The sequence below is a fragment of the Flaviramulus sp. BrNp1-15 genome (genome assembly GCF_022259695.1).
Lineage (GTDB): Bacteria > Bacteroidota > Bacteroidia > Flavobacteriales > Flavobacteriaceae > BrNp1-15.
Genome location: NZ_CP092099.1, coordinates 346447 through 371720, shown reverse-complemented (window position 1 = coordinate 371720; position 25274 = coordinate 346447). Strand labels below are relative to the sequence as shown.

At 30.3% G+C, this 25274-nt stretch carries 27 protein-coding genes and 1 tRNA gene; 15 read left to right on the top strand and 13 right to left on the bottom strand.

Going from position 1 to position 25274, the window contains the following annotated elements; genetic code table 11:
• Positions 1–423: 423 nt before the first annotated feature.
• Genes MBM09_RS01605 through MBM09_RS01590 form a run of 4 tightly spaced genes read left to right on the top strand, consistent with a single transcriptional unit; the run spans position 424 to position 5153 of the window.
• Entirely contained in the window at positions 424–2778 is a 2355-nt protein-coding gene (locus MBM09_RS01605) for an outer membrane beta-barrel protein (RefSeq protein ID WP_238675100.1), read from the top strand.
• Between the two features lie 13 nt (positions 2779–2791).
• Complete coding sequence (locus MBM09_RS01600) at positions 2792–3325, top strand: hypothetical protein (protein WP_238675099.1); 534 nt, start codon at positions 2792–2794, stop codon at positions 3323–3325.
• Positions 3326–3328: 3 nt separating this feature from the next.
• Positions 3329–4339 (top strand): sensor histidine kinase, encoded by a 1011-nt coding sequence (locus MBM09_RS01595; protein ID WP_238675098.1) that lies wholly within the window; start codon positions 3329–3331, stop codon positions 4337–4339.
• A 49-nt stretch (positions 4340–4388) separates the two neighbouring features.
• Positions 4389–5153, top strand: coding sequence for a LytTR family DNA-binding domain-containing protein (locus tag MBM09_RS01590; RefSeq protein WP_238675097.1), 765 nt, complete (start codon positions 4389–4391; stop codon positions 5151–5153).
• 1 nt (position 5154) lies between these two features.
• On the opposite strand, the gene lepA is transcribed toward MBM09_RS01590, so the two are convergent.
• Together lepA and MBM09_RS01580 are read right to left on the bottom strand one after the other, a co-directional pair.
• The gene (gene lepA / locus MBM09_RS01585; protein WP_238675096.1) at positions 5155–6951 is read right to left on the bottom strand and encodes a translation elongation factor 4; all 1797 of its coding nucleotides are present in this window, start codon (positions 6949–6951) and stop codon (positions 5155–5157) included.
• A 74-nt stretch (positions 6952–7025) separates the two neighbouring features.
• A complete protein-coding gene (locus MBM09_RS01580) occupies positions 7026–8135 on the bottom strand; it encodes a hypothetical protein (protein ID WP_238675095.1) in 1110 nt (369 codons plus the stop codon).
• A gap of 43 nt (positions 8136–8178) precedes the next feature.
• Here MBM09_RS01580 and MBM09_RS01575 point away from each other — a divergent pair, with 43 nt between their 5' ends.
• The 3 genes from MBM09_RS01575 to dusB are packed head-to-tail and all read left to right on the top strand — an operon-like array spanning position 8179 to position 10822.
• Positions 8179–9402 (top strand): M20/M25/M40 family metallo-hydrolase, encoded by a 1224-nt coding sequence (locus MBM09_RS01575; RefSeq protein WP_238675094.1) that lies wholly within the window; start codon positions 8179–8181, stop codon positions 9400–9402.
• A gap of 9 nt (positions 9403–9411) precedes the next feature.
• The gene (locus tag MBM09_RS01570; protein ID WP_238675093.1) at positions 9412–9804 is read left to right on the top strand and encodes a DUF4345 domain-containing protein; all 393 of its coding nucleotides are present in this window, start codon (positions 9412–9414) and stop codon (positions 9802–9804) included.
• 22 nt (positions 9805–9826) lie between these two features.
• Positions 9827–10822: a tRNA dihydrouridine synthase DusB gene (dusB, locus tag MBM09_RS01565; RefSeq protein WP_238675092.1), complete on the top strand. Its 996-nt coding sequence runs from the start codon at positions 9827–9829 to the stop codon at positions 10820–10822.
• A gap of 23 nt (positions 10823–10845) precedes the next feature.
• Here dusB and MBM09_RS01560 read toward each other — a convergent pair whose 3' ends face one another.
• Positions 10846–12051 carry an ABC transporter permease gene (locus MBM09_RS01560; protein WP_238675091.1) on the bottom strand — a complete coding sequence of 402 codons (1206 nt, stop codon included), beginning with the start codon at positions 12049–12051 and terminating at the stop codon, positions 10846–10848.
• Between the two features lie 72 nt (positions 12052–12123).
• The gene (gene rbfA, locus MBM09_RS01555; RefSeq protein WP_238675090.1) at positions 12124–12519 is read right to left on the bottom strand and encodes a 30S ribosome-binding factor RbfA; all 396 of its coding nucleotides are present in this window, start codon (positions 12517–12519) and stop codon (positions 12124–12126) included.
• Between the two features lie 143 nt (positions 12520–12662).
• Between rbfA and mce the strand changes: the two genes are divergently transcribed.
• Both mce and MBM09_RS01545 read left to right on the top strand, forming a co-directional pair.
• Positions 12663–13067: a methylmalonyl-CoA epimerase gene (gene mce / locus MBM09_RS01550; protein WP_238675089.1), complete on the top strand. Its 405-nt coding sequence runs from the start codon at positions 12663–12665 to the stop codon at positions 13065–13067.
• A 49-nt stretch (positions 13068–13116) separates the two neighbouring features.
• Positions 13117–13190: transfer RNA gene (locus tag MBM09_RS01545), tRNA-Ile, on the top strand.
• Positions 13191–13269: 79 nt separating this feature from the next.
• On the opposite strand, the gene MBM09_RS01540 is transcribed toward MBM09_RS01545, so the two are convergent.
• Positions 13270–14775 carry a hypothetical protein gene (locus tag MBM09_RS01540; RefSeq protein WP_238675088.1) on the bottom strand — a complete coding sequence of 502 codons (1506 nt, stop codon included), beginning with the start codon at positions 14773–14775 and terminating at the stop codon, positions 13270–13272.
• A 213-nt stretch (positions 14776–14988) separates the two neighbouring features.
• Between MBM09_RS01540 and MBM09_RS01535 the strand changes: the two genes are divergently transcribed.
• Positions 14989–15843: a hypothetical protein gene (locus tag MBM09_RS01535; RefSeq protein WP_238675087.1), complete on the top strand. Its 855-nt coding sequence runs from the start codon at positions 14989–14991 to the stop codon at positions 15841–15843.
• 151 nt (positions 15844–15994) lie between these two features.
• Here MBM09_RS01535 and MBM09_RS01530 read toward each other — a convergent pair whose 3' ends face one another.
• The 8 genes from MBM09_RS01530 to MBM09_RS01495 form a co-directional block, all read right to left on the bottom strand.
• The gene (locus MBM09_RS01530) at positions 15995–16339 is read right to left on the bottom strand and encodes a hypothetical protein (protein ID WP_238675086.1); all 345 of its coding nucleotides are present in this window, start codon (positions 16337–16339) and stop codon (positions 15995–15997) included.
• Positions 16340–16341: 2 nt separating this feature from the next.
• Positions 16342–17184, bottom strand: coding sequence for a hypothetical protein (locus tag MBM09_RS01525; RefSeq protein ID WP_238675085.1), 843 nt, complete (start codon positions 17182–17184; stop codon positions 16342–16344).
• A 99-nt stretch (positions 17185–17283) separates the two neighbouring features.
• A complete protein-coding gene (locus tag MBM09_RS01520; RefSeq protein WP_238675084.1) occupies positions 17284–17499 on the bottom strand; it encodes a hypothetical protein in 216 nt (71 codons plus the stop codon).
• Positions 17493–17807, bottom strand: a complete 315-nt coding sequence (locus MBM09_RS01515) for a helix-turn-helix domain-containing protein (protein WP_238675083.1) — start codon at positions 17805–17807, stop codon at positions 17493–17495. Before MBM09_RS01515 ends, MBM09_RS01520 begins: the two co-directional genes overlap by 7 nt.
• 83 nt (positions 17808–17890) lie before the next feature.
• Positions 17891–18598, bottom strand: a complete 708-nt coding sequence (locus MBM09_RS01510; RefSeq protein ID WP_238675082.1) for a hypothetical protein — start codon at positions 18596–18598, stop codon at positions 17891–17893.
• The gene (locus MBM09_RS01505) at positions 18598–19830 is read right to left on the bottom strand and encodes a site-specific integrase (RefSeq protein ID WP_238675081.1); all 1233 of its coding nucleotides are present in this window, start codon (positions 19828–19830) and stop codon (positions 18598–18600) included. Before MBM09_RS01505 ends, MBM09_RS01510 begins: the two co-directional genes overlap by 1 nt.
• A gap of 288 nt (positions 19831–20118) precedes the next feature.
• Positions 20119–20286, bottom strand: a complete 168-nt coding sequence (locus MBM09_RS01500) for a hypothetical protein (protein ID WP_238675080.1) — start codon at positions 20284–20286, stop codon at positions 20119–20121.
• A gap of 617 nt (positions 20287–20903) precedes the next feature.
• Positions 20904–21494 carry a riboflavin synthase gene (locus MBM09_RS01495; RefSeq protein WP_238675079.1) on the bottom strand — a complete coding sequence of 197 codons (591 nt, stop codon included), beginning with the start codon at positions 21492–21494 and terminating at the stop codon, positions 20904–20906.
• 66 nt (positions 21495–21560) lie between these two features.
• On the opposite strand from MBM09_RS01495, the gene pdxA reads away from it, so the two are divergent.
• The 5 genes from pdxA (at position 21561) to accB (ending at position 25183) form a co-directional block, all read left to right on the top strand.
• The gene (pdxA, locus tag MBM09_RS01490) at positions 21561–22613 is read left to right on the top strand and encodes a 4-hydroxythreonine-4-phosphate dehydrogenase PdxA (RefSeq protein ID WP_238675078.1); all 1053 of its coding nucleotides are present in this window, start codon (positions 21561–21563) and stop codon (positions 22611–22613) included.
• Between the two features lie 127 nt (positions 22614–22740).
• Positions 22741–23280, top strand: coding sequence for a DUF177 domain-containing protein (locus MBM09_RS01485; protein ID WP_238675077.1), 540 nt, complete (start codon positions 22741–22743; stop codon positions 23278–23280).
• Between the two features lie 9 nt (positions 23281–23289).
• Positions 23290–23490, top strand: a complete 201-nt coding sequence (gene rpmF, locus MBM09_RS01480) for a 50S ribosomal protein L32 (RefSeq protein ID WP_072400476.1) — start codon at positions 23290–23292, stop codon at positions 23488–23490.
• Between the two features lie 182 nt (positions 23491–23672).
• Positions 23673–24674, top strand: a complete 1002-nt coding sequence (locus MBM09_RS01475; protein ID WP_238675076.1) for a beta-ketoacyl-ACP synthase III — start codon at positions 23673–23675, stop codon at positions 24672–24674.
• Positions 24675–24697: 23 nt separating this feature from the next.
• A complete protein-coding gene (gene accB / locus MBM09_RS01470; protein WP_238675075.1) occupies positions 24698–25183 on the top strand; it encodes an acetyl-CoA carboxylase biotin carboxyl carrier protein in 486 nt (161 codons plus the stop codon).
• Positions 25184–25274 lie beyond the last annotated feature (91 nt).

Genomic DNA, 25274 nt, shown 5'->3' with positions numbered 1-25274 from the left:
AAATAAAACATAAGTAGCTAAAAAACAAACACTTTGATGTTGTTGAAAACAAAGTGTTATTAAGTGTTTATAACAGTTTTGCTATTAATTATGTTTACTCTGTTATAAACATACAAAATAATTATTAACAATTTTGCGGTAAATGTGTTTTTAAAGAAATAAGTGTGTAATCTGGATTAATTGAAATTATCAATAACGATTTTTAAATAAACCTTAAAAGTGTTTAAGAAAACACAATCTTTCTTCATAAATACTACTATAAATGTTTTTCTAAGCATTTACTTCCTTTTTGGCTGAGGTTTTTTAGACTTATCACCAAAAAAACAATACTCAACCTTTTTTTATCCCAATTCACCAGAAACAGTTTCGGTTAAAACAATAATGAATATACATTTACTTTATCAATCATCAAAACAAACAGTTATGAAATTAAAAACACTACATTTTTTCTTTTTCTTCTTAAGTTTTACACTAAGTTTTGCGCAAAGTATAATAGGATTTATAAGCGACGAAAATAATCAACCATTAGAATTTGCTAACGTGGTATTATATAATAATGTTTCAAAAGAAGTTGTTGGTGGTGCTATTTCAGACGAAAAAGGTAAATATATTTTTAATGATGTTGCTACTGGAAATTATTACATTGAAGTTTCAACCTTGGGTTTTGAAACTAAAAAGACCGAAGCTTTTGAATTAACATCTAATAAAGAATTCAATTTCACTTTAAAAGAAGAAAGCCAAACTTTAGATGAAATAGTTGTTAAAAGCAGCAGACCAGTAATTAGGCAAACAGCAGAAAAATTGATAGTAGATTTAGAAAAATCTGAAATGGCGAATTCTAATTTACAAGATGTCATGAAGCGTGTTCCTGGAGTTCTTGTAACCAATAACGGAATTAGTTATGCAGGACAAAGGAATATTAGAATTTTAATTAATGGAAAGACCACAGATTATATGGATATGGATACGTTGCTTCGTGATATGCCAGCAGATAACATTGCTAAAGTGGAGTTAGTTGAGCAACCTGGAGCTGAATTTGATGCCGAAGGTTCAGGACCAATCATTAATATAATTTTAAAGAAAAACGTAAAATTAGGAACGCACGGAAATGTAGCAAGCTGGATTGGTGAGGATCAAGGTTTTGAATATGGCGCAAGTGCTTCAATTGCGAGTTATAAAAACAAATTAAACTGGCAAATAAGCACAGGATATTCAAGTCCAACTTGGAGGGAAGATCTGTTTATTAAAAGAACGGTTGGCGATGAAACTTACGACCAAGCAACTATAGAACCTTACAACCCTAAAAGTTTTAGAACAAGTGCAAGTATTGATTATTATATTAATGACAATCACTCTGTAGGAATTGGAGTGCGAAGAAATGCAGCAGATTCAGATAGAATTTCAACAAGTTCTAACAACATTACAACCCAAACAACAAGCGATTTTTTACTGTCTGAAAACAGTTTTAACCGCAATCAAGTAGTTTTTAATGTTAATCCGTATTACGAGTTTAAAACAGAAGCTCATAAATTCACTGCCGATTTTAATTTTGTAGATTATTCAAACGATAATATTAACACCATTTCTTCGGTTTCGGGAAGCACTATTCCATATACAAATCAAAGGTATTTGCAAGATGGAACATATCAAATAAAAACATATAAAGCAGACTACACCAGAATGTTTTCAGATGATTTAAAACTAAGTTTTGGTAGTAAATATTCGCAAGTAGAAACAGATAATGATTTACAATCGTTTAATGAAAATAATAGTGGTGGTTTTGATTTTGATGCAGAAGCTAGTAATCGGTTTTTAGTAGATGAAAATATTTTTGCGTTATATTCTAAATTAAATTTAACAAAAGGGAAGTGGTCTTTTTCTGGAGGATTACGTTTTGAAGACAGCAACACAAAAGGACTATCAAGCAGTAATAATGAAACTAGAGAACGAAAAATTTCTAAAATATTTCCCAGCGCTTCAGTTAGTATAGAAATAAATAAAAACATTAGCGCAAGCATAGCTTATAGTTATCGCATTCGTCGACCTAATTACAATACCTTAAATTCGTTTGTCACATATTACGATCCGCTTTCATCAGATGTTGGAAACGAAAATTTAAAACCATCATTTACCAATAATTATCAATTTAATTTAACCTATGATGGCCAGCCATTTTTTACGATTGGATATAGCGAAACTGAAGACGCGATGTTTCAATTTATATCTCAAAATAATGATACAGCTGAAATTATGCGAACAACTATCAATTTATCAGATAGTAAAAACTGGAATTTCAGGCTATTTGGCCCACTAAGTTTTATAAAAGGTGTAGAAGGCTATACTGGCTTTATTGTAAACTATAATAAGTTTGAATCTGCAACCAATAATTTAAATTTACAAAAATGGAGTTTAATGTGGTTTACTCAAGCCAGTTATGAATTACCATGGAAAATTAATGCAGAAATTAGTGGAAACTATGGTACTGGTGCTTTAGAAGGGGGTATTGATGCAAAATGGTTTGCAGGGTTAGATTTTTCTTTTGGGAAAAAGTTTTTAGACGAGAAGCTAAAAGTGAATCTAGGCTTTAATAAAATACTTAACAGGGGGTTTGTGGGTACAATTAACTATAATAATTTAAATGCAGAAATTGAAAGCAATCAATCCAGACAAAATATTCAGTTAAGATTGTCTTATAGCTTTGGTTCTAAATTTGGAAAGAAAAAGAACAGAGAAAACGTCTCTAGAGATGAAGAAAATAGAATTGATGATAATAATTAATTAAAGTAAAAAAATGAATTTCAAAACACTATTTATAGCTGGGTTACTTTGCGAATTGGTTGGACAAATTCTTTTAGCAAAAGGAAATGATTTTATTTATGCACAAAGACCTATTGATTTTGCTCATTGGTTTTTGTTAATAGGCGTGGTTTTAATAATGCCACAAGTAGTTTCATTTCCAAATAAAATTTTCAGTTATATTGGGGCACCATTAGCAATTATTGGTGTTGTTTGTACTATTGGAATGTGTGTTTTAGATTTTGTTTGGTGGAGTCAGGAAACACAAGAAATAAGGAATGATTTTGCAGGTCACCTTTCAAAATTCCCATCAATCTGGAAAACTTTCATAACAAACGGACCTAGTTTTTTAAATATAGGTTTAGTAATATTAAGTTTAAATTATATTAAACAAAATATGACGGGAGTTTTACTAATTGTTTTAGCAACACTAATTATATTTCGTGTAATTCCTTTACCTTTTAGGCTAATTATAGGATATTTAATAACTGCATTTGGGTTTGCTATAATCTTTTATAAAAAACGTTAGTTAATGAATACTAAACTAAACAAATCAGACTTTATAGTTTTAGCTATTTATTTTATGGTGTCTTTTTTTCTTCAAGGAAAAGATTATTATGATAGAGGCGCAATGCTGAAAGAATACCTTCTTGATTTTCCATCCGAATTAATCGCAATATGCAGCATCATTTTTCTGTTTACGTTTTGGTTAATTCCAAAATTTGTCAAAGAAAAAAAATATTTTTTATTTGGTGTTTTTGGGTTGTTAATTTTAATTGTTATTACAGCCTTTCAATATACTGTTGGTTTTTGGTCTGGTGATAACGACTGGAAAAATTACCCAAGAGGATTAGATTTTGTGCTAAAGATGATAGATAGAGGCACTTTTCAAACCGCTTTTCCCTTTGCTCTTTTTCTTACTAAAAAATTCTATGAAGGTCAAAGCGAATACCTAAAAATTGAAAAACAACAAAAAGAGAATGAACTTAAATTATTGCGTTCACAAATAGATCCACATTTTTTATTTAATAATTTAAACACTTTAGATTCTTTAATTGATAGTGATACAGAAAAAGCTAAAGAGTATATAAATAGGCTGTCTTTAATCTACCGTTATTTAATAAAAACTAAAGACGCAGAGGTTATGGAATTATCTGAAGAAATTCAATTAGCCGAAAATTATATCTTTTTAATTAAAACACGTTTTGAAGATGATTATGATTTCAAGATAGATATTCAAACATCAATAGAAGATAAGTTTATTCCAACAGGAGCTATACAAATACTGTTAGAAAACGTTGTAAAACATAACAAACCTCAAAAAGGCAACACTATAAAATCAATTATTTCTATTGAAGAAAACACACTAAAAGTAATAAACACAAAATCTAACCTTAAGTCGAAAAACGAATCATTTGGTACAGGTTTAGAAAACCTAAAGTCGCGATATAAATTATTATCAGATAAAGACGTAATAATTATAAACACAGATAAAGAATTCAATATTTCAATCCCAATTATTAAATTAATTAACGAAAGTTAATAAGCTTTTGTTATGCTGAACTTGTTTCAGTATCTCATAATTTATGACTATGAAAATTTTAATTTTAGAAGACGAAATACCAGCGTATAAAAAACTAGTTGCTTTTGTAAACGACTATTTTGAAGAAGATATTCCTCATGATTGGGCACGTTCAAACTCTGAAGGAAAAGAATTTCTTGTAAAAAACAGTTACAATTTTATTCTGTCAGACATTCAACTATTAGACGGTATTTCATTCGATTTATACAACGAAATTTCAATTGATGCCCCAATTATTTTCTGTTCTGCTCACGATGAATATTTGTTTCAAGCATTTAACACTAATGGTATTGCATATATTTTAAAACCATACACACAATCAGATTTTGAAAAAGCCATAGAAAAGTATCAATCTTTATTTAAACAAGGTAATTACAACACATTAAACCAACAAACCATTACCGAACTTAAATTGGCATTACAAGAAGAACATAATAATTATAAAAAACGTTTTGTAATTAAAAAAGCAAAAGGTATTCAATTGCTAAATGTTTCAGAGATTAGTAAAATAGAAGCCTCTGGCGATTTTTGTATTGCAACAGATGTTAAAGGGAAACGTTACCCTATTTCTCAAAATTTAGGGTCGATTCATCAAGAATTACATCCGGCTAAATTTTTTAAAATAAACAGAAGCGAAATTATAAGCATCGATTTTATTGAGAATATTGAAAGCCATTTTAAAAATCGTTTACTTATCCAAATTACAGGAACTAAAGAAAAAGTAATGACCAGTACTTCTACAACTTCAGATTTTAGAAAATGGTTAGAGCAATAAGCTAATCGTTGAGCTTCAATACAGCCATAAATGCTTGCTGAGGTATTTCAACATTTCCTACTTGTCGCATACGTTTTTTACCTTTTTTCTGTTTTTCAAGTAATTTACGTTTACGCGAAATATCTCCACCATAACATTTAGCGGTTACATCTTTACGAAGCGCTTTTATGGTTTCTCTGGAAATAATTTTAGCTCCAATTGCAGCCTGAATAGGAATATCAAATTGTTGACGCGGAATTAATTCTTTTAACTTTTCACACATTTTTCTACCAATACTTTGAGCATTATCTGCATGAATTAAAGCAGAAAGCGCATCAACAGGTTGTGCATTTAATAAAATATCTAATCGTACTAACTTTGATGTTTTCATACCAATTGGATGATAATCAAAAGACGCATAACCTTTTGAAACCGTTTTTAATCTATCATAAAAATCAAAAACAATTTCAGCTAAAGGCATTTCAAAAGTCAACTCAACACGTTCTGTCGTTAAGTAGGTTTGATTTGTGATAATACCACGTTTCTCAATACACAGCGACATTACGTTACCAATAAAATCGGCTTTCGTAATTATGGTAGCTTTTATATAAGGTTCTTCAACACGATTTAAAGTTGAAGGATCTGGTAAGTCTGATGGGTTATTTACAATAATAATCTCATCAGGGTTTTTATTTGTGTAAGCATGGTAAGATACGTTAGGAACTGTGGTAATAACAGTCATGTCAAACTCACGTTCTAAACGCTCTTGAATAATTTCCATGTGAAGCATCCCTAAGAACCCACAACGGAAACCAAAACCTAATGCAGCAGAACTTTCTGGTTGAAACACCAAAGAAGCATCGTTTAATTGAAGCTTTTCCATAGAATTACGAAGCTCTTCATAATCCTCTGTATCTACAGGATAAATACCAGCAAAAACCATAGGTTTTACATCTTCAAAACCTTCAACAATGTTAGTCGTTGGTTTTGCAAAATCGGTAATGGTATCTCCAACTTTTACTTCTTTAGCGGTTTTAATACCAGTAATTAAATAACCTACATCACCTGTTTTTACACTTTGTTTTGCAACTTGGGTAAGTTTTAAAGTGCCTACCTCATCGGCATAATAATCTTTATTTGTAGCAACAAACTTAATGTGCTGCCCTTTTTTAATTTCACCGTTAAACACTCTAAAATAGGTTTCAATACCTCTAAAAGTGTTGTAAACAGAATCAAAAATTAAAGCTTGTAAAGGAGCATTTGGGTCTCCTTTTGGAGCAGGAACACGCTCTATAATAGCAGCTAAAATATTGTCTACTCCAAAACCTGTTTTTCCACTAGCGTGAATAACTTCTTCTGGGTCGCAGCCTAATAAATCTACAATATCGTCTGTAACCTCTTCTGGGTTTGCACTTGGTAAATCTACTTTATTTAAAACAGGAATAATTTCTAAGTCGTTTTCTAAAGCTAAATATAAATTAGAAATCGTTTGTGCCTGTATACTTTGTGCCGCATCAACAATTAGTAAAGCGCCTTCACATGCTGCAATACTTCTAGAAACTTCGTAGCTAAAATCTACGTGACCTGGAGTGTCAATTAAATTCAATACATATTTTTCACCATTGTATTCATAATCCATTTGAATGGCATGTGATTTAATGGTTATACCACGTTCACGCTCCAAATCCATACTATCTAAAAGTTGGTCTTGTTTTTCTCTAGCGGTTACCGAACCCGTAAAATCAAGCAAACGATCTGCAAGAGTACTTTTTCCGTGATCTATATGTGCAATAATGCAAAAGTTTCTAATATTCTTCATAAGGGCATCTCTCTAAAAAGATTTCGCAAAGATAGTGTAATTATTGTGCTATTTTACTATTACTTAAAAAGCGTTTAATCTTGCCATTCTGCAATAAATAAATTAGTGTCACGACCACCACCATTGTTTCTATTTGATGAAAACGCTAAATATTTCCCATCGTTTGAAAACACAGGAAACGCATCAAAAGTTTCGCTATGTGTAACACGTTCCAGATTTTTTCCATCAATGTCGATTAGATATAAATTGAAAGGAAATCCGCGTTCTGCTTCAAAATTTGAAGAGAATAATATTTTCTTCCCAGAAGGATGAAAAAACGGACTCCAATTGGCGTTTCCTAAATCGGTTAATTGTTTTAAATCACTTCCATCTGCGTTACAAATGTAAAGTTCCATATCGGTTGGTTCTACTAAGTCTTCAGCAAGTAAGTCTTTGTATTCTTTAATTTCTTGCTCTGTTTTTGGGCGAGAAGAACGGAAAATAATTTTTGTACCATCTGGCGAAAAGAAAGCACCGCCATCGTAACCCAATTCGTTAGTAATTTGCTTTACATCACTTCCGTCAAGATTCATGGTATATAATTCTAAATCGCCACTTCTTGTTGAGGTAAATACAATTTTATCACCTTTTGGAGACACCGTTGGTTCTGCATCGTAACCTTTTTCGTTGGTTAATTGTTTTACAATATTGCCTTCTAAATCTGCCACAAAAATGTCGAATGTATCGTAAACCGGCCAAATATATTTTCCGTTTTTACGTAATGGTGTTTCCGGACATTTTTCATCACCTAAATGCGTAGACGCATAGATAATATGTTTATTGTCTGGTAAAAAATAAGAACAGGTAGTGCGTCCTTTTCCTGTTGAAACCATTGGAGGAGCAACACTATCAGTAAACACCTCATTAGCATTCATTAAAAACATTTGGTCGCAACTTACATTCCATTTTTTATTGTTTGACTGAAAGACAAGCTGTTTATCATCAAAACTCCAGTAGGCTTCAGCATTATCGCCTCCAAAAGTGATTTGACGAATAGATTTAAAATGTTTTTCTCCAGGAAAAATTAAAGAGTCTTTTACAACTTCAGTCTGAACTTCTTTTTTTTCTTCTGTTTTGTTTTGATTCTTACAACTTATAAATGAGGAAATTAAAACCAAAACAATAATAACGTATTTACGATTCATTCTAAATATTGAGTATTTTAGTGCAAAATTAAGATTTATCAAAATGAAAAACCTCCTAACAATCATTTTTTTAGTGATTCTAGTGTCTTGTAAATCAGAATCCACAAAAAAAGTAACCATAAATGAAGATGTTGAATATTTATCTAGCGATGCTTTACAGGGTCGACAAACAGGGAGCGATGGCGAAAAAGCAGCAGCAGATTATATTGCAAATCGGTTTAAAAATTTAGGTTTAGAACCTAAAGGAGCTAACGATTATTTTCAAACGTTTACGTTTAAACCCAAAACAAACCCGCATCAAAAAGTGAATTATACTGTAAAAGCAGGAGACAGTACAATTACAGGAACCAATGTTATAGGGTTTATAAACCATAATGTTGAAAACACTGTTGTAATTGGCGCTCATTACGATCATTTAGGTTATGGAGCAGAAGGGTCTTTGCATAGAGGTGAGAAAGCTATTCATAATGGCGCAGACGATAATGCTAGTGGTGTTGCGGTACTTTTAAATTTAGCAGATAAACTTAAAGAAGTCAATACGGGAAACAATTATTTATTCATAGCTTTTTCTGGGGAAGAAATGGGTTTATTAGGATCAAACTATTTTGTTAAAAATGCAACCATTAAAACCAAGAAAGTGAATTATATGATTAATATGGATATGGTTGGACGATTAAAAGCCGATAGTACTTTAGCAGTTTATGGTGTTGGTACGTCTCCAATATTAAAACAGACTTTAAATGCACATAACGAAAACTTTAAATTAATTCAAAAAGAATCTGGTGTTGGACCAAGTGATCACACATCGTTTTACAATGCAGATATTCCTGTAATGCATTTTTTTACTGGTCAGCATGAAGATTATCATAAACCAAGTGATGATTTTGATAAGTTGAATTATGAAGGGATGCAAACCATTTCTAACTATATTTTTGAAGTTATTACAGACCTTGATGATAATGGGAAATTACCATTTAGAAAAACTAAAAATGAAAGTGAAGAAACTCCTCGTTTTAAAGTTGGTTTAGGAGTAATACCAGATTATTTGTTTGATGGAAAAGGTATGCGTATAGATGGTATAAGTGAAGATAAACCAGCACAAAAAGCAGGTTTGGAAAAAGGCGATATTGTTGTAAAGCTAGGTGATAGCACGGTAACTGACATGATGAGTTATATGAGAGCTTTATCAACGTTTAACGCAGGAGATAAAACAAAAGTTGTGGTTGATAGAAGTGGAGAAAAACTTGAGTTACCAGTGCAATTTTAAACCTTTTAAATGATTAAGAATCAACAAGATTTTATTAATAAAATTCACTTAATAATCTCTGTTTGCATTGTAGTTCCTGTAGCTTTTGTTTATGGTTTTAATCCTAATTCACAATTCAATATTCAATTAAACACTATTGATGAACATAATTTTTTTAAAGCCATAATGGGTTTGTACCTAGGGTTTTCTGCTTTATGGGTTTTAGGAATTTTAAAAAAAGAGTTTTTAAAAACAGCATTGGTAACTAACATAGTTTTTATGTTGGGATTAGGAATAGGTAGGCTACTGAGTTTGTTTCTAGATGGTTCACCAACCTTTGGTTTTCAGTTTGGTGCATTTGCTGAGTTGTTTTTAGGACTTTATGGGGCTTGGGTATTTAGTAAGTATTACAAAAAACCTTAATTTTGCCGAAAATTATAATTGCTTGGTAAAAATAGATAACATAGAACTTCCAGACTTTCCATTGCTTTTAGCACCAATGGAAGATGTTAGCGATCCGCCATTTCGTGCATTGTGTAAAGAACAAGGTGCAGACGTTGTGTATACCGAATTTGTGTCAAGCGAAGGCTTAATTCGTAATGCAGCAAAAAGCGTTATGAAGCTTGATATCTATGAAAAAGAACGACCTGTAGGCATACAGATATTTGGAGCAAATCTAGATAGTATGTTACAAACCATAGATATTGTTACAGCATCAAAACCAGATATTATAGATATTAATTTTGGTTGCCCTGTAAAAAAAGTAGTAAGTAAAGGCGCCGGAGCAGGTATTCTAAAAGACATATGCTTAATGGAACAACTTACTGCGGAAATGGTAAAACGAACCAATTTACCAATAACAGTGAAAACGCGTTTAGGTTGGGACCACAACTCCATAAAGATTGTAGAGGTTGCAGAGAGGTTGCAAGATGTAGGTTGTAAAGCCATTTCTATTCACGGTAGAACACGTGCACAAATGTATAAAGGTAGCGCCGATTGGAAACCAATTGCCGAAGTAAAAAATAATCCGAGAATGCACATTCCTGTTTTTGGAAATGGCGATGTAGATTCTCCAGAAAAAGCTATGGAAATGCGGGATAGTTATGGATTAGATGGAGCGATGATTGGACGCGCAAGTATTGGAAACCCATGGTTTTTTAAACAAGTAAAACATTTTTTTGAAACCGGACAACATCTCGCTCCTATAACTATTCAAGAGCGTGTAGAAGCTGCTCGCAGACATTTACAAATGGCAATAGACTGGAAAGGGGAAATTCTAGGTGTTTTTGAAACTAGAAGACACTACACCAATTATTTTAAAGGCATTCCACATTTTAAAGAATACCGAACCAAAATGGTAACTAGCGATAAGCCTGAAGATGTTTTTTCAGCTTTTGATGAGGTTTTAGAAAAGTTTGGAGATTACCAGTTTACTTTATAGTAGTGTTTATTTATAAAGAATTTTTATTGGGTTTGCATCATAGCTTTTGATATGCGAACAGAAGCTATTTTTGATGCGACAATACCTAAAATAGAAATTGTAAAAAACACAATAAAAAAGTTTTCAATTTTTACAGTTACCGGGTAAGGAAGCGATTGGGTTATCATAACCAAATTGAATTGTTTTTGAAGTACAACAATTATTAAAGCCACAATTAAACCTATTACACCACCAACAATACTCATTAAACTTCCTTGTAAAAAGAAAACCTTTCGAATATCCTTTAAGGTGGCTCCCATATTAAACAAAGTATTTAGGCTTCTCTTCTTGTCTAATATCATCATAATCAACGAGCCAACAACATTAAAGAAAGCTATGATTAAAACCAGTGTAAATATTAAATAAACCGCTAAATTTTCAGTATTTAACATTTTGTACAAAGCATCATTAAGCTGCATTCTGTTTTTTATTATAACCTTATCACCTAATATATTTTGAATTTTAGTTTTTGCTTCAGTTTCATCAACACCTTCATTAAGTTTAAATTCAATTGAAGACACTTGATTTTCCTTATAATTTACAAGGTTTTTTGTTAAATCTATGGGGGCAAAAACATATGTATCGTTTAGGTTTTCATTAATGTAGAATATACCTGTATTTATCGCCCTAACTGAGTTAAATGCAGTTTTTGCTGAAGTAATTTGACCTTTTCCGGCTTTAGGAACATAAATATTTAATGCTTTAGTAAAATCTAAAACACCTAACGATAAGCTGTTTGAAATACCCCAACCCACAACAATTTGATTTGTTTTTTGGTCAAACCAACCGCCGTATTCCATTATAGAATCGGTTTTTACAATATTTTTATAATTCGCATCAACACCTTTTATTGTTGCCAGCGTGTTTTTATTATCAGAAGCAATAACAACACGTTCTTCAATAATTCTAGAAAAAGAAGCAATCTCTTCTATGTTCTCTAATTTTGCGATGTTGTCTTCAGTTAAAATAAACGATTTTCCAACAGCGGCTTCAGCTTTTAAATCAGGATCTACAACACTAGAAAATTGTAATGTAAAATCTTTTAATCCAGCAAAACCAGAAAGGACAATAAACAATGAAGCAGCCCCCAAAACAACACCAATTAAAGCAATATAGGTTATAATGTTAATAGCATTATTACTACTTTTTGATCGTAAATAACGTTTAGCTATGTAGAGTGAAACATTCATACTTTAAATATATTAATCAAAGATAAATTTTAATTTAAAGCACACTGTTTGTAAGTTTTTATGAAATCTGGATTATGATTTTTTTCTTTTTTCGAGAATAGTTGGGTCTTTTATTGGGTTTTCACCACCTTTTAGAGATTTATCAATCTTATCGATATACTCTAAAGAGTCGTCAATAAAAAATTCTAAATTAGGCATTCGTCTTAATTGGTTTTTAGTGCGTTGAGCCAATTCATGTCTAATTAAAGGGGTGTTAGATTTTATCCCTTCAAGAAGTTCTGCGGCTTTATCATTAGGAAAAATGCTTAAATACACTTTTGCAACACCTAAATCTACAGTAACTTTAACTTTAGAAACTGATATTAAAACACCTCGCATACCGCCTTGAGTTGCAGCGCCTTGTAGCACTTCAACCAAATCATGTTGTAAAACCGAACCTATTTTTTTTTGTCTTTGACTTTCTTCCAAAACATTAATTTTAATAAACCGTTAAAGGTCTAGGTTGCAAAAATAACCATATTTAAAGATTATCTTCCTTTTAAGTAGTAAATTTTGTATCTTATACTTTAAATTAATTTTCGATTTATAGGAAATAAAAAAATAAATTTTTAATGAATAAAATTGAACATATTGGTATTGCGGTAAAAAACTTAAATGATTCTAACGAGTTGTTTTCTAAGTTGTTTGGTAAATCGCAATATAAAATAGAAGAAGTAAAAAGCGAGGGTGTTAATACATCTTTTTTTAAGGTTGGTGAAAATAAAATTGAACTACTTGAAGCTACAAAAGAAGATAGCCCAATAGCAAAATTTATAGAGAAAAAGGGAGAAGGTATTCATCACATAGCTTTTGATGTTGATGATATTGAAGCTGAAATTAAGCGACTTAAAAAAGAAGGCTTTAAAGTTTTAAACGAAACACCAAAACAAGGAGCAGATAATAAATTAGTCGCTTTTTTACATCCAAAATCTTCTAATGGTGTTTTAATAGAATTATGCCAAGAGATAAAGAAATAATTTTTCTTGCTCACAAGCAAAATAAGTAGTAATATTGCACTCCAATTTCGGTCCTATAACTCAGTTGGTTAGAGTATCTGACTCATAATCAGAAAGTCCCTGGTTCGAGCCCAGGTGGGACCACTTCTAGAAATTGTAAAGCCTTGTAAACGTTGAGTTTGCGAGGCTTTTTTTGTTTAAGGGGACGAATGAGGGGGCGAATTTAGCTGCAGTTTTTTATAATTTTTTCACAAGCTTTAAGGTATTTTTTATAAAACTTTCTGGACTTTATCATTTCTTTATAAATATCATGTGCTTTTTTTGCATATTTTTTTGATTGAATGCAATCTTTAATATTAGAATAAGTAACAGCTAGTTCATAGAATATATTTGCTTTATAAGCAATGAAATCAATGTTTTTATTGTCTTGAGAGGATAATGTATCTGCGTATTCAAGACAAGTGTTAAAATCTTCAATTGATTGTTTGTTGTTTAATAAATTTCTTGAATATGTGCCTTTCGAATAATAGTAATCCCGGAAATGAGCTACATCATAGAGAGTAACTTTTGTTTTTGTGTATTCTGTGAATAACAATCTTGCTTCATTTAATTTTTCTCCTGCTTTAATTAAATCTTCATTTTGAGCATATATTTCAAATTTTGTTTGATATACATTACTGTATCTGACTAATAACTCTGCTTTTCTAAGATTAATTCTTCTATCTAATGGATTTTTTTTTAGTTTTTCATCTAATAACTCAACAGCATTGTCCATGGTCTTAATTGAATTTTCATAATCACCATTCATTCGATAATAATTAGCTAGAATGTCTAAAGAGTTAATATAATTTACAAAATTATCATTGTTTTTATCTTCCATGCCTAGGATTTCGCTTTTGTAATGAATAGCTCTTTTTAGATAAAATATCGGATTAACTTCTGATTTGCTATCTGATTTTTCCTTTGCGAGTATATATAAGTCATTATAAGCACTTCCTAATTTTGCATTATAGATGACTGATATTTCATTAATATCCTCATAAATTTTAATTGATTTTAAATAATATGTTTGCGCAAGTTCGAATAAATGTGAATGTGTTTTATAATAGAAAGCTAAATCATAATAATTAGATGCTCTTACCTTATTGACGTCGTCATCTTCTATGTTAAATTTCTTAAATAGTTTTTCTGCCTCTAGTAGATAGTTTAATGATTTTTCAGATAAATTTCCTTTTGAAAACTCTATTCGCCCTAAGTATGAATTACTCACAGCGCGAATTTCAAACAGATTAGTCTCTTTAATTAATTCTTTAAAAATGGGGACAGCTTTTTCAGTATCATTAGCTATGTAATATGATAGGGCTGTGTTTAAATTTGATTTTGAACGTGAAGTATTTTCTTCTAATATTTTCTTAGTAACAGCTTCAGTATAACCAAGCATTTCGAAAACACTTTTGTTGAATTCATCTTCTTGCCCTAATTGTTGTAGTGTTCGATAGATATCAGCCATTTTACTTGTATTCTTCTCGACCTCGTTCTTTAATTTTTCTGCATCTTCTTTTTCTTTTTTAGCAATTATACTTTTTTCTATTTCTATTTTATCATTATTCTTTTTTTTCCATAGAAGCAATACAACTCCAAAAACTACTATTATTGCAGCTGCAATTTTACCACCTAGAATTAAGTTGTCTATTAGCCTTTTTTCTGTTTCTAAATCTCCAAGACTCATTCTTTTTAAGATTTTTGTTAAAAATAATGTAAATGTATAATTTTTTTACTTAAAAGACTGATAGCTAGTTGTTAATTGGCGAATAAATCATGTTAACCTTCAGGTGAAAGGGAGAAATTAGTTACAACAAGAGTAAAAAAGCTAAAATAACATTATAATTGTAGTGTCTAATTAAACTAAATTTTAGTTGTAAAATCTTTGAAATATAGAATAATGCTATCCCTTAAAACTTGTATTGAACTAGTGTATGTTCTTGAAAAATTTTCAAAAGAAGAAATTGAAAGAATATTTTTAATTTTTAACTTAGAATATTATTTATATCCAATAAACCAAAGAAATAACTCTAATTCTAAAAGAATTAATATTCTCCTTTCAAATTTAAAATCTTCAACGTTAAAAGGTCCTTTTTCAGGTTCTTTTCAGATGGATTTATTACAATATGTCATTGATAACTATTATCGGGATAAGGAGGAAGTAACCAATAAATTTTATGATTTTCCAACTGAGGGGAAAATCCTTTTTGAGGATAAATTCAGCAATAATTTTAAAAAATTATCAAATTCCCTTAAGCTTGATGGCTTTATTATTAAAGGCAATAACATAATAAAACTATTACCTGAAGAAATAGTAGAAACTAAAATTGATAGCGAATTAATAGCATTATTGACTGAGTTTAATTTTTTAACACCAAAAGGACATTTTGAACAGGCTGTTAATAATCATATTGATGGAAATTGGGCTGGAGCAAATTCACAATTTCGTACATTTATTGAATCACTGCTAATTGAAATAGTGAATATACTATTGCCAAGCAGTAATTGCACAAGCGCTTCAGTTGCTATAAAAATTTTAAGTAATACAATCAATCCTCCTTTTTTTAAAAAAAGTTTAAACGAGATAGAATCCAATAAGTGCAATAAACCATTTGTTGAAGGTTTGTGGAAACGATTACATCCTGAGGGAAATCATCCAGGGTTATCCGACGAAGAAGATTCAACTTTTAGATATCATTTAGTAATTGTCTTTTCACATTATCTGCTTAAAAGGCTTAAAAAACGTTTAGGCTAGACATTTTTTCTTATTTAAAGTTTTTTGTTTTTCATCTAGCCTATATATAATAATATCGTTTGTCTGTTTAAGTTAACCTTTTTAAAACAGAATTAAGACGTTTATAAAAGAATAATATGACCCAATACAGTTTTAATATTTGACATGAGATTTAAAAATCATTAGAATTTTCATAAATGTTTATCATAGTTCTTCGTATTTCATCTTCAACATTATTTGATAAATATTTAATAACCTCTCTATTTATTTCTGTTGTTATATTTAATATCAGAAAATCAAGTCTAAAACCATATTCATTGCAAAATGATAAGTAAATATTGTTTTCATACTCTAAATGCACATATCCATAATTATAGCCCTCTTCAATTACTATTAAATCAAAGGTGTTTTTTACAAATATTAAATTTTTTTCTAGTTTTTCTTTATCCTTAATAACATAGAATTCATCATTTATCTTTTCGTCAAATAATATGTTTTCAATAATTTTATTATTCATTCTTATTTTTTTAAAGCGTTTATGTTTTTATCATCAAGTCTTTTATATAGTGGTAAGGTATTCCTATTTAAGTCAATCATTTTTAACTTTAAAAATGTTCTATTGTTGTGGTCTTTTATTTCCTTTTCTTTTAAAATCGCACCCATACGTATAAATTGGTCTGTGTATTCTTCAGTTGTGTAGAAATCTGTGTATAGTTCTGAAACACGTTTTGAGCAGTTCCAGACTTGACATTTAAACTTTGCATCATTTTTAGTTACATACTTGGTGACGTAAGAAGCAATAGACCGGATATTATTAGAGTTTAACTGTTTGACATCAAAAGCAGATGAGGGTTTATAATCCTTGTCTCGTGGTTCAATACCGTTTTTTAATTGTAAATCAATCCAGTAATTCCACCATTTGTCAATTTTCCAATACTTGTTAGTTATCATATGAAAATGAACATTGCCCTCAAAAATATCGTTTTTGGTTTGTCGTTCTGCTACCCAAACATATTGAAAATCATCACTACGTTTTTTGGCATTATCAACAAACTTTCTTAACAAATTAACCGCTTGTTCGTCACTCACCTTGTTTAAAAAGGTGAGTGTAACAAAACTTAGTCTTTTATAACATCTAGCAAAACAAGTAATCTTTTTTCGAATCTTTTGTTTCGAACGCCTAGACAAGGAACGTTCTGTTCGCCCCTTGTCTTTACTTTCCTTTTTTTTTGCTTTTGTATCTTTTTTAGGTTCTTGCTTTTTGCGGTCTAAAGCTGAACCCGTAAATTCATTTTTAGGAATTCTACCAAATTGTTTAACAGAAAACGCTACGCTTGAACCATATGTGTTTTTAACTATCATAATCTGAATCGTTGTATATTAATTAAAACCATTTAAAGGTTATTTATTAAAGGTTTTTATTTAAAGGTTAATATTTATTAAAGGTTAAAAAAAAGAAAACTAGCTTATGCGTTCGGGAATAAAGTTTCCTTTGTAAAAGCGTTTCATAAATTGACCGCTTCTTCTGTTGTAAACGTTCATATACAGCCAATTAGGGTGTTTTTTTGAGAGGTGTAATGAAAAGCCATTTAGCTTATGAACATACTCCCATTTTTTGGGTTTAGTTTCGTTTTCTAAGAAGACAATAACCGAGTAATCATTTTTCTTTTTTAACATGATTTACCTCCTTTCTTTGGTATAAAATTAGTCTTGCTTAAGGCTCTAAGAATATCGTCTTCTTTGTAAAGAACACGTCCACCAATTCGGTAAGAATCAATGATGCCCTCTTTAGTCCATTCATGAAGAGTTGGTAATGAAACACAAAGAATGTCTGCTGTCTTTTCTCTAGAAAATAATCTGGGTGTTGGTTTCGTTGTGGGGATTAGCTGTTCTTTGACTGCCTGATAAACAGCTTCGTGAATAAGAGGTTTTAATAATAGTTCTAAGTCGTCAATTTTGAAATTGTTAATTTGGATGCTTTCCATTATTTAATTCTATTTAATGATTAATAATGGTGCAAACAAAATGTTAAGTTACAGGAGTGTAACTACTGTGGTAACCACAACGTTTATTTTAAATTTTCAATTTCGCTATCAATTATATTGGAAACATCAGTTATTCCTACACTTTCAAACAGTTGAGAAATTTTCGAAAGATTTGGTATTGTTCGAACTTCTTTGTTCTTTCCTTCGACATAAGAAAGATTAATTCTAATATTTTCCTCTCCCACTTCTAAGATTTGAGACAGAATTTTAGCGGTTTTGGTATTGTCATACTTACTTAAACTTAATCCCAAATAATGTAAGGCTAACAATTTTTGTTTGTTAGTTAGTTTTCTTGTATTCGGTTTGGATAAGACATTTTTGTTTTCATGTCTTTTGAGCCATAAAGCATATTTTGCAAATTCTATTCCCTGTAAGTGATATTGTTTATAACGATTGTTGAATCTGTCTAATTCTGGTTGAGTAATATCTGTAGTTTTTTTGAATGGTGTAAATTCAACTTCTTTCTCTTCGTAATAATAATTTTCATATGCTTTCGAAAATGTTTCCCAACCATAAACTACTTCGGAGAATATTTTATTGATTATTTCATTTTTTGGACGATAATTATTTGTTATTTCACCAATAAGCCCCATTGGTTTAACATCGTAGTCTTTATGGTTTAAAAAAGTATTAATTTGTTTTAATTCATCCTGTATATAAAGCTTTTTATTCGCTAATTCATTTGACCTTGACATAAAATCAGACTGCAATTCTTCGTAAGTTATAATCATTAGTTAAAAAATGGGTGGGTTAATAATTTATCTGCGTTTTCTCTTTGTGTTACTCGTATATATTGTAGAAAAGAGCGTTCTGTTTTATGTCCTGTTATTTTCATTATTGAAATACTAGGAACTTCTGCTAAATATAAATTCGTGGCAAAACTTCGTCTAGCAGTATGTGTTGAAACAAGCTTGTACTTTGGAAGCACTTTTTTTTCAATCTTACCACCTTTTGTAATTGTTGTTTCTACAAGTTCTTTTATTCCTGCCAGACTAACGACCTCTTTTAGATAATCATTCATAGTTTGATTGGTGTACGCTTTTGGTAATCTGTTTTTGTATTTTTTTAAAATAGTTCTAACGGTTTTGTGTAACGGGATGGAAACTCTTTGTCCTGTTTTTTTCGTTCTAACTTGAATAACTGTGTTATCTGAAACAATATTTTCAGGGTTAATTTGTGTGAAATCTGAAAACCTCAAACCAGTATAACAACCTATTAAAAATAAATCTCTAACTCGTTCCAATCTTGGACTAGCTTTTAAATCAAGCTTTTCAATTTTTTCTAATTCTTCAATGTTTAAGTAAACAGTGTCGGCTTCTTCTCGAATAGTTTTAAATTTTTTGTTTCTAAATTCTAAGTTTTTATTAAGACCTCGTTCAGTTGCTTCATTCATAAAAGATTTGATTGTTTTTATGTGTTTACCAACGGTATTAGCTGATAAATTGTGAACTGACTTTAGAAAATTTAGATAGTGATTATAAAATTCAAGAGTAATGTTTTCAAAGTTAATTGGTTTGTATTTTTTAGAGTATTCTTTTAAGTATTTAAATGTTGTTTTGTAAACTTTAATAGTACCCGTTGTTTTATTGAGTTTGCTTTCTTCAATATAATCTTCAATAAATTCAAATAATGTTTTTTGATTAGGTTTTAATAAATTATCTGATAATTCGTTTTCTAAAACTTCTTTTAGTCTAACATTGTTTGGTTGAACACCATCATTTAATAATTTTCTAAAAGCGTTATTAATACCGTTTTCAATTTTATCTAATCTAGAATTAAATTCGGGATGTTCTTTAAATTGCTTTGTTGTTTTTGCTCTTTGGACATTTTTATTCCAAAACTTAGGATTTATGGTTTCACCTGTTGAGTATTTAAACCTTTTGTATTGATAATTATAAATTAAGTATACCAAAGTGTCTATCTTTGAATTAGGTTCTTTGAGTATAAATTTTGCCTTTGCCATAAGACAAATATAAATTAAAAAGAGATTCTAGGGGACGAATGAGGGGACGAATAATTTTATTTTCGTTTAATTTCACCTAATTTCGTTTAATTGTAAAAACCCCTATTCATAGGGGATAAGAGTCTAAAACACAGTAAAATAGAATAAAATTTAGTAAAGTTATATGTGGACCAGGTGGGACCACTTCTAGAAATTGTAAAGCCTTTCAGAAATGAAAGGCTTTTTTTGTATATATTGTTTTGATATGAAAGCGATTAAATCTTTGCGTATGAAAACGATTTAATATTATTACTTAAAAAAGAAGTTTGAAAATACTACAGCAAGAATTAATAAAACTAGAATCGCTGATACAAAATAGGTAACGTTTCTAGTTATTTTATCTTTTTGAAATATATAATTTTTTTTATTGTCTTCTGGGTCTTTAATAAATTCAAAATTTCCTTTCTCTCTTTTCATAATTTAATTTTTTAATCAACATTTATAAAATTAATTTAAAAGAAAGGTTTTTATTAATTCATTTCAATTTATTCTTTGCTCATTTACCTAGGAGAATTTCATTTAAACAACAAAAAAAAAGATGATAAATGAATAGTTAGGTGGTGATTAATACCTACTTATATCAATATCAAGTTAATACGTTTATTTAATTTTTGTTTTAAACGAAATTATATATATTTGTTTAGTAAATTGAAATCGGGGATTATTTTTATTCGAATGTGCTCTTGCTAAATAAGTTTGGAAGAATAAAATAGTGGTATTACAACGACAAAAGTACATTTCATCGATAATTTTTAACACTTTATAGACATTTTAACATTAATGAACGATCAATTATTTTGTTAACTCGCTTTTTTTAATACATTTGTGACCCCATGACAATACAAAGAAAAAGAATATTTGCCTCAATCTTATTTGTATTAATAAGTTGCGTATGTGTTGGTCAAACACCACCACCACCAGGTCCACCCCCTCCGCCAGGGTTTCCAATTGATGGAGGAATTTTACTTGGATCTATTTTTGCTCTATTATATGGAGTAAGAAAAATATGGATTACCAAAGAGCGATAGGCTTAACTATTTTCTCATTTCTAGAAGTTTAGCAACGTATTTTCCTAAAACATCAAATTCTAAATTTACAATTGTGCCCATTTTAAAAGAATGAAAGTTTGTATGCTCGTATGTATACGGAATAATAGCCACACTAAAAGAATCTTTTTTCGAATTAACCACAGTTAAACTTGTACCATTTATTGTTATAGACCCTTTTTCAATAGTCATGTTGTTAAGTGCAGAGTCATAACTAAATGTAAATACCCAACTTCCATTTAATTCTTCAATTTTTGTACAAGATGCTGTTTGGTCTACATGACCCTGTACAATATGTCCATCAAGCCTATCGCCAAGTTTCATGGCTCGTTCAAGATTTATTTCCTCATTAATTTGTAAAGTTCTAAGATTGGTCTTGTCCAAGGTTTCTTTAATTGCTGTTACTGTATATTCATCATCATTAATAGCAACTACGGTTAAACAAACACCATTATGTGCAACACTTTGATCTATTTTTAATTCAGAAGTTATGTGGCTTTTAATAGAAATATGAAGATTATCAAATTCCTTTTTTAAATCAGTTACAATACCAAGATCTTCAATAATTCCAGTAAACATATTATTCTCTGTTTATTTAGTTAAATTTGCAACATCAAATTTACGAACAAAAGTTATCATTTTTTAATGAAGGAAGCAGAAAATATAATAGTTGGAATATCTATAGGTGATTTAAATGGTATAGGCGGAGAAATTATCTTAAAGACCTTTGAGGATGATAGAATGCTAGAGTTTTGTACTCCTGTAGTATTCGCTTCAGCTAAAGCAATGGTTTTTCTCAAGAATCATTTCAATTCTGAAATCAAGTTTCACTCAATAAATAAAATTGACGAATTGGCTTTAGGGAAATTCAATGTATTTAATTGTTGGAATGAACCAGTAAAAATTGAGTTTGGTAAACAGGATAATAAAATAGGTGAATACGCTATTAAGTCTTTGCAAAAAGCGACACAAGCTTTAAAGAATAATGAAATTGATGTATTAGTTACTGCACCAATAAACAAACAAAATATTCAATCTGAAACATTTAAATTCCCAGGACATACAGATTATTTGGCACAAGAGCTTGAAGGCGATAGTTTAATGTTTATGGTAACTGATAAATTAAGGGTTGGTCTACTAACAGATCACGTACCTGTTAAAGATGTGGCTAATCATATTACTGCTGAATTAATAGAGAAAAAAGTAAATACCGTTTATAATTCTCTAAAAAAAGATTTCAATATTCAAAAACCTAAAATTGCAGTTTTAGGTATAAATCCTCATACGGGAGATAATGGTGTAATAGGCCGTGAAGATGATGATGTTTTAAGACCTGCTCTTCAAAAGATTAAAGAGTCTGGAAAATTAGTCTTCGGACCTTATGCAGCCGATAGTTTTTTTGGCTCAAATAATTATCAAAATTTTGATGCTATTATTGCATCCTATCACGACCAAGGTTTAATACCTTTTAAAACGCTATCTTTTGGTCAAGGTGTTAATTATACAGCGGGTTTAAACAAAGTAAGAACTTCACCAGACCACGGAACAGCTTATGAAATTGCAGGAAAAGGAGTAGCAGATGAAAACTCTTTTAAAGAAGCTGTTTTTAGTGCAATAAAAATATTTAAAAACAGAAGCGATTATGAGTTTCTTACATCAAATCCTTTAAAAAAATCGCCCAAAAAAGAAAGGCGTTAAACGCTTGAATTTGTGCTATTTTTAGTCAAAACACTATAGTTGAAAGTTATAAACAAAAAAATGTTTACAACTAGGGTAAGAGTAAATAAAAATTTATATATTTGCAGGCTCAAAATAGAAGTGATAAATGAAGCCATTGAAAGAGTTTACAATTCCTTTTGTGGGATTAAAGATAGGGAAGCATCATTTTGAGTATAAAGTTGAGAAAGCGTTCTTTGAACATTTTGAGTATGAAGATTTTAAAGATGTAGATATTAATGTTAATGTTGAATTAGAGAAAAAAACAACATTATTAGAATTACATTTTGAAATTTCTGGATGGGTTAATGTGAATTGTGACCTAACAAATGAACCATACAATCAAAAAATAAAAGACACATTTGATTTGGTTGTTAAGTTTGGAGAAGAGTATAATGATGAGAATATAGATATTCTTATTGTTCCTCACGGTACTTATGAAATTAATATTCAGCAGTATATTTATGAGTTAATTATACTAGCGGTACCAGCAAAACGAATTCATCCTGGTGTTAAAGATGGCACGTTAGATTCAGACATACTTAAAAAACTAGAAGAATTAAGCCCTAGGCTTGAAAAAAATAAAGAAAAAGAAGAGGAAATTGATCCTCGATGGAATACATTAAAGAATTTATTAACGGATAAATAAACATATAAAATGGCACATCCTAAAAGAAAAATCTCAAAAACAAGAAGAGATAAGAGAAGAACTCATTATAAAGCAACTGCGCCACAGATTGCTACATGCCCAACTACAGGTGAAGCACATTTATATCACAGAGCGCATTGGCATGAAGGAAAACTTTATTACAGAGGTCAAGTTTTAATTGACAACTCAGAAGTAGAAAACGTTGCATAAATAAATTATGCAAGCATATAATAAAACGCTCATTTATGAGCGTTTTTTTTATGAAAAGCTTTTTCTAAATCACAAAAACACATAATTTGCATGATATTACATCAAAATTCAGTAATTTTCGTGAAATTTTGATCGTTTTTGTCCAATTTTAATGATTTTTTGGTCGAATTAACTATAAAGTTATGAGTAAAATTTCTGCGGCGATTACAGCTGTGGGCGCATATGTGCCAGAATATGTATTAACCAACCAAATTCTTGAAACTATGGTTGATACAAATGATGAGTGGATAACTTCAAGAACAGGAATTAAAGAACGCCGCATTCTTAAAGGCGAAGGAAAAGGAACCTCTTACCTAGCTATTAAAGCTGCGCAAGACCTTATAAATAAAAAAGGACTTGACCCTAAAGATATAGAACTTGTTATAGTTGCAACAGCAACACCAGACATGAGAGCTGCTTCAACAGCTGCTTACACAGCAGCAGAAATTGGCGCAACAAATGCGTTTTCTTTTGATTTAGATGCAGCTTGTTCAAGTTTTTTATATGGAATGTCTGTTGCATCAAGCTATATAGAATCTGGAAGGTATAAAAATGTATTATTAATAGGAGCAGATAAAATGTCTTCTCTAATTAATTATAAAGATAGAGCTACTTGTATTATTTTTGGAGATGGAGGAGGAGCCGTTTTATTTGAACCTAATGAAGAAAATTTAGGATTTCAAAATGAATATTTAAGAAGCGACGGAACAGGAAGAGAATTTTTACAAGCCACTTATGGAGGGTCTTTACATCCGTTAACCCCGGAAACTTTGGCCGCAGGTGGGCACTATGCTTTTCAAGAAGGAAGAACCGTTTTTAAAAATGCAGTATTTAATATGGCAGATGCCACTGTTAAAGTATTAGAACGTAATAATCTTACTAAAGATAATGTAGATTGGCTAGTAGCACATCAAGCTAATAAGCGAATTATTGATGCTACAGCACAACGAATTGATTTAGAAGAAGAAAAAGTTATGATGAATATCCATAAATATGGAAACACAACATCTGCAACTTTACCTTTACTTTTAAATGATTACGAATCGCAACTTAAAAAAGGAGACAATTTAATATTTGCCGCTTTTGGTGGCGGATTTAATTGGGGAGCCATTTATTTAAAATGGGCATATAATTCAATAAACTAACCAAAAACTAATTTAGCAAAATTATGGATATAAAAGAAATTCAAAATCTAATCAAGTTTGTTGCAAAATCAGGAGCAAGTGAGGTTAAATTGGAGATGGATGATATAAAAATCACTATTAAAACTGGGTCTGATTCAGAAACCACGATTGTACATCAAGTTCCTGCACCACAGATACCTCAAGTGGCAGCTACACCAACTGCTGTAGAAGCTACAACTCCAGCAGCAACACCAGCACCAGCAGCAACTAAAACAGAAGAAGATTCAAAATATATTACAATAAAATCTCCAATAATAGGTACATTTTATAGAAAGCCATCACCAGATAAACCATTATTTGTTGAGGTAGGACAAACTATTGCCGAAGGCGATGTGCTTTGTATTATAGAAGCCATGAAGCTTTTCAACGAAATTGAGTCTGAAGTTTCAGGAAAAATAGTTAAAATATTAGTTGATGATGCCTCTCCTGTAGAGTTTGATCAACCATTATTTTTAGTAGACCCATCTTAATTTTAGATTATTAGATCTCTCGATTATTAGACGTTTACTATTCTAATAATCCAATAATCGAATAATCAAATGTCTAATTATCTAATTCAAA

What these genes read in the sequence shown, in the direction of transcription:
- MBM09_RS01605 (WP_238675100.1), top strand. Translation starts at nt 424, where the DNA reads ATGAAATTAAAAACACTACATTTTTTCTTTTTCTTCTTAAGTTTTACA.
- MBM09_RS01600 (WP_238675099.1), top strand. Translation starts at nt 2,792, where the DNA reads ATGAATTTCAAAACACTATTTATAGCTGGGTTACTTTGCGAATTGGTT.
- MBM09_RS01595 (WP_238675098.1), top strand. Translation starts at nt 3,329, where the DNA reads ATGAATACTAAACTAAACAAATCAGACTTTATAGTTTTAGCTATTTAT.
- MBM09_RS01590 (WP_238675097.1), top strand. Translation starts at nt 4,389, where the DNA reads ATGAAAATTTTAATTTTAGAAGACGAAATACCAGCGTATAAAAAACTA.
- lepA (WP_238675096.1), bottom strand. Translation starts at nt 6,951, where the DNA reads ATGAAGAATATTAGAAACTTTTGCATTATTGCACATATAGATCACGGA.
- MBM09_RS01580 (WP_238675095.1), bottom strand. Translation starts at nt 8,135, where the DNA reads ATGAATCGTAAATACGTTATTATTGTTTTGGTTTTAATTTCCTCATTT.
- MBM09_RS01575 (WP_238675094.1), top strand. Translation starts at nt 8,179, where the DNA reads ATGAAAAACCTCCTAACAATCATTTTTTTAGTGATTCTAGTGTCTTGT.
- MBM09_RS01570 (WP_238675093.1), top strand. Translation starts at nt 9,412, where the DNA reads ATGATTAAGAATCAACAAGATTTTATTAATAAAATTCACTTAATAATC.
- MBM09_RS01560 (WP_238675091.1), bottom strand. Translation starts at nt 12,051, where the DNA reads ATGAATGTTTCACTCTACATAGCTAAACGTTATTTACGATCAAAAAGT.
- mce (WP_238675089.1), top strand. Translation starts at nt 12,663, where the DNA reads ATGAATAAAATTGAACATATTGGTATTGCGGTAAAAAACTTAAATGAT.
- MBM09_RS01540 (WP_238675088.1), bottom strand. Translation starts at nt 14,775, where the DNA reads ATGAGTCTTGGAGATTTAGAAACAGAAAAAAGGCTAATAGACAACTTA.
- MBM09_RS01535 (WP_238675087.1), top strand. Translation starts at nt 14,989, where the DNA reads ATGCTATCCCTTAAAACTTGTATTGAACTAGTGTATGTTCTTGAAAAA.
- MBM09_RS01530 (WP_238675086.1), bottom strand. Translation starts at nt 16,339, where the DNA reads ATGAATAATAAAATTATTGAAAACATATTATTTGACGAAAAGATAAAT.
- MBM09_RS01525 (WP_238675085.1), bottom strand. Translation starts at nt 17,184, where the DNA reads ATGATAGTTAAAAACACATATGGTTCAAGCGTAGCGTTTTCTGTTAAA.
- MBM09_RS01520 (WP_238675084.1), bottom strand. Translation starts at nt 17,499, where the DNA reads ATGTTAAAAAAGAAAAATGATTACTCGGTTATTGTCTTCTTAGAAAAC.
- MBM09_RS01515 (WP_238675083.1), bottom strand. Translation starts at nt 17,807, where the DNA reads ATGGAAAGCATCCAAATTAACAATTTCAAAATTGACGACTTAGAACTA.
- MBM09_RS01510 (WP_238675082.1), bottom strand. Translation starts at nt 18,598, where the DNA reads ATGATTATAACTTACGAAGAATTGCAGTCTGATTTTATGTCAAGGTCA.
- MBM09_RS01505 (WP_238675081.1), bottom strand. Translation starts at nt 19,830, where the DNA reads ATGGCAAAGGCAAAATTTATACTCAAAGAACCTAATTCAAAGATAGAC.
- MBM09_RS01500 (WP_238675080.1), bottom strand. Translation starts at nt 20,286, where the DNA reads ATGAAAAGAGAGAAAGGAAATTTTGAATTTATTAAAGACCCAGAAGAC.
- MBM09_RS01495 (WP_238675079.1), bottom strand. Translation starts at nt 21,494, where the DNA reads ATGTTTACTGGAATTATTGAAGATCTTGGTATTGTAACTGATTTAAAA.
- pdxA (WP_238675078.1), top strand. Translation starts at nt 21,561, where the DNA reads ATGAAGGAAGCAGAAAATATAATAGTTGGAATATCTATAGGTGATTTA.
- MBM09_RS01485 (WP_238675077.1), top strand. Translation starts at nt 22,741, where the DNA reads ATGAAGCCATTGAAAGAGTTTACAATTCCTTTTGTGGGATTAAAGATA.
- rpmF (WP_072400476.1), top strand. Translation starts at nt 23,290, where the DNA reads ATGGCACATCCTAAAAGAAAAATCTCAAAAACAAGAAGAGATAAGAGA.
- MBM09_RS01475 (WP_238675076.1), top strand. Translation starts at nt 23,673, where the DNA reads ATGAGTAAAATTTCTGCGGCGATTACAGCTGTGGGCGCATATGTGCCA.
- accB (WP_238675075.1), top strand. Translation starts at nt 24,698, where the DNA reads ATGGATATAAAAGAAATTCAAAATCTAATCAAGTTTGTTGCAAAATCA.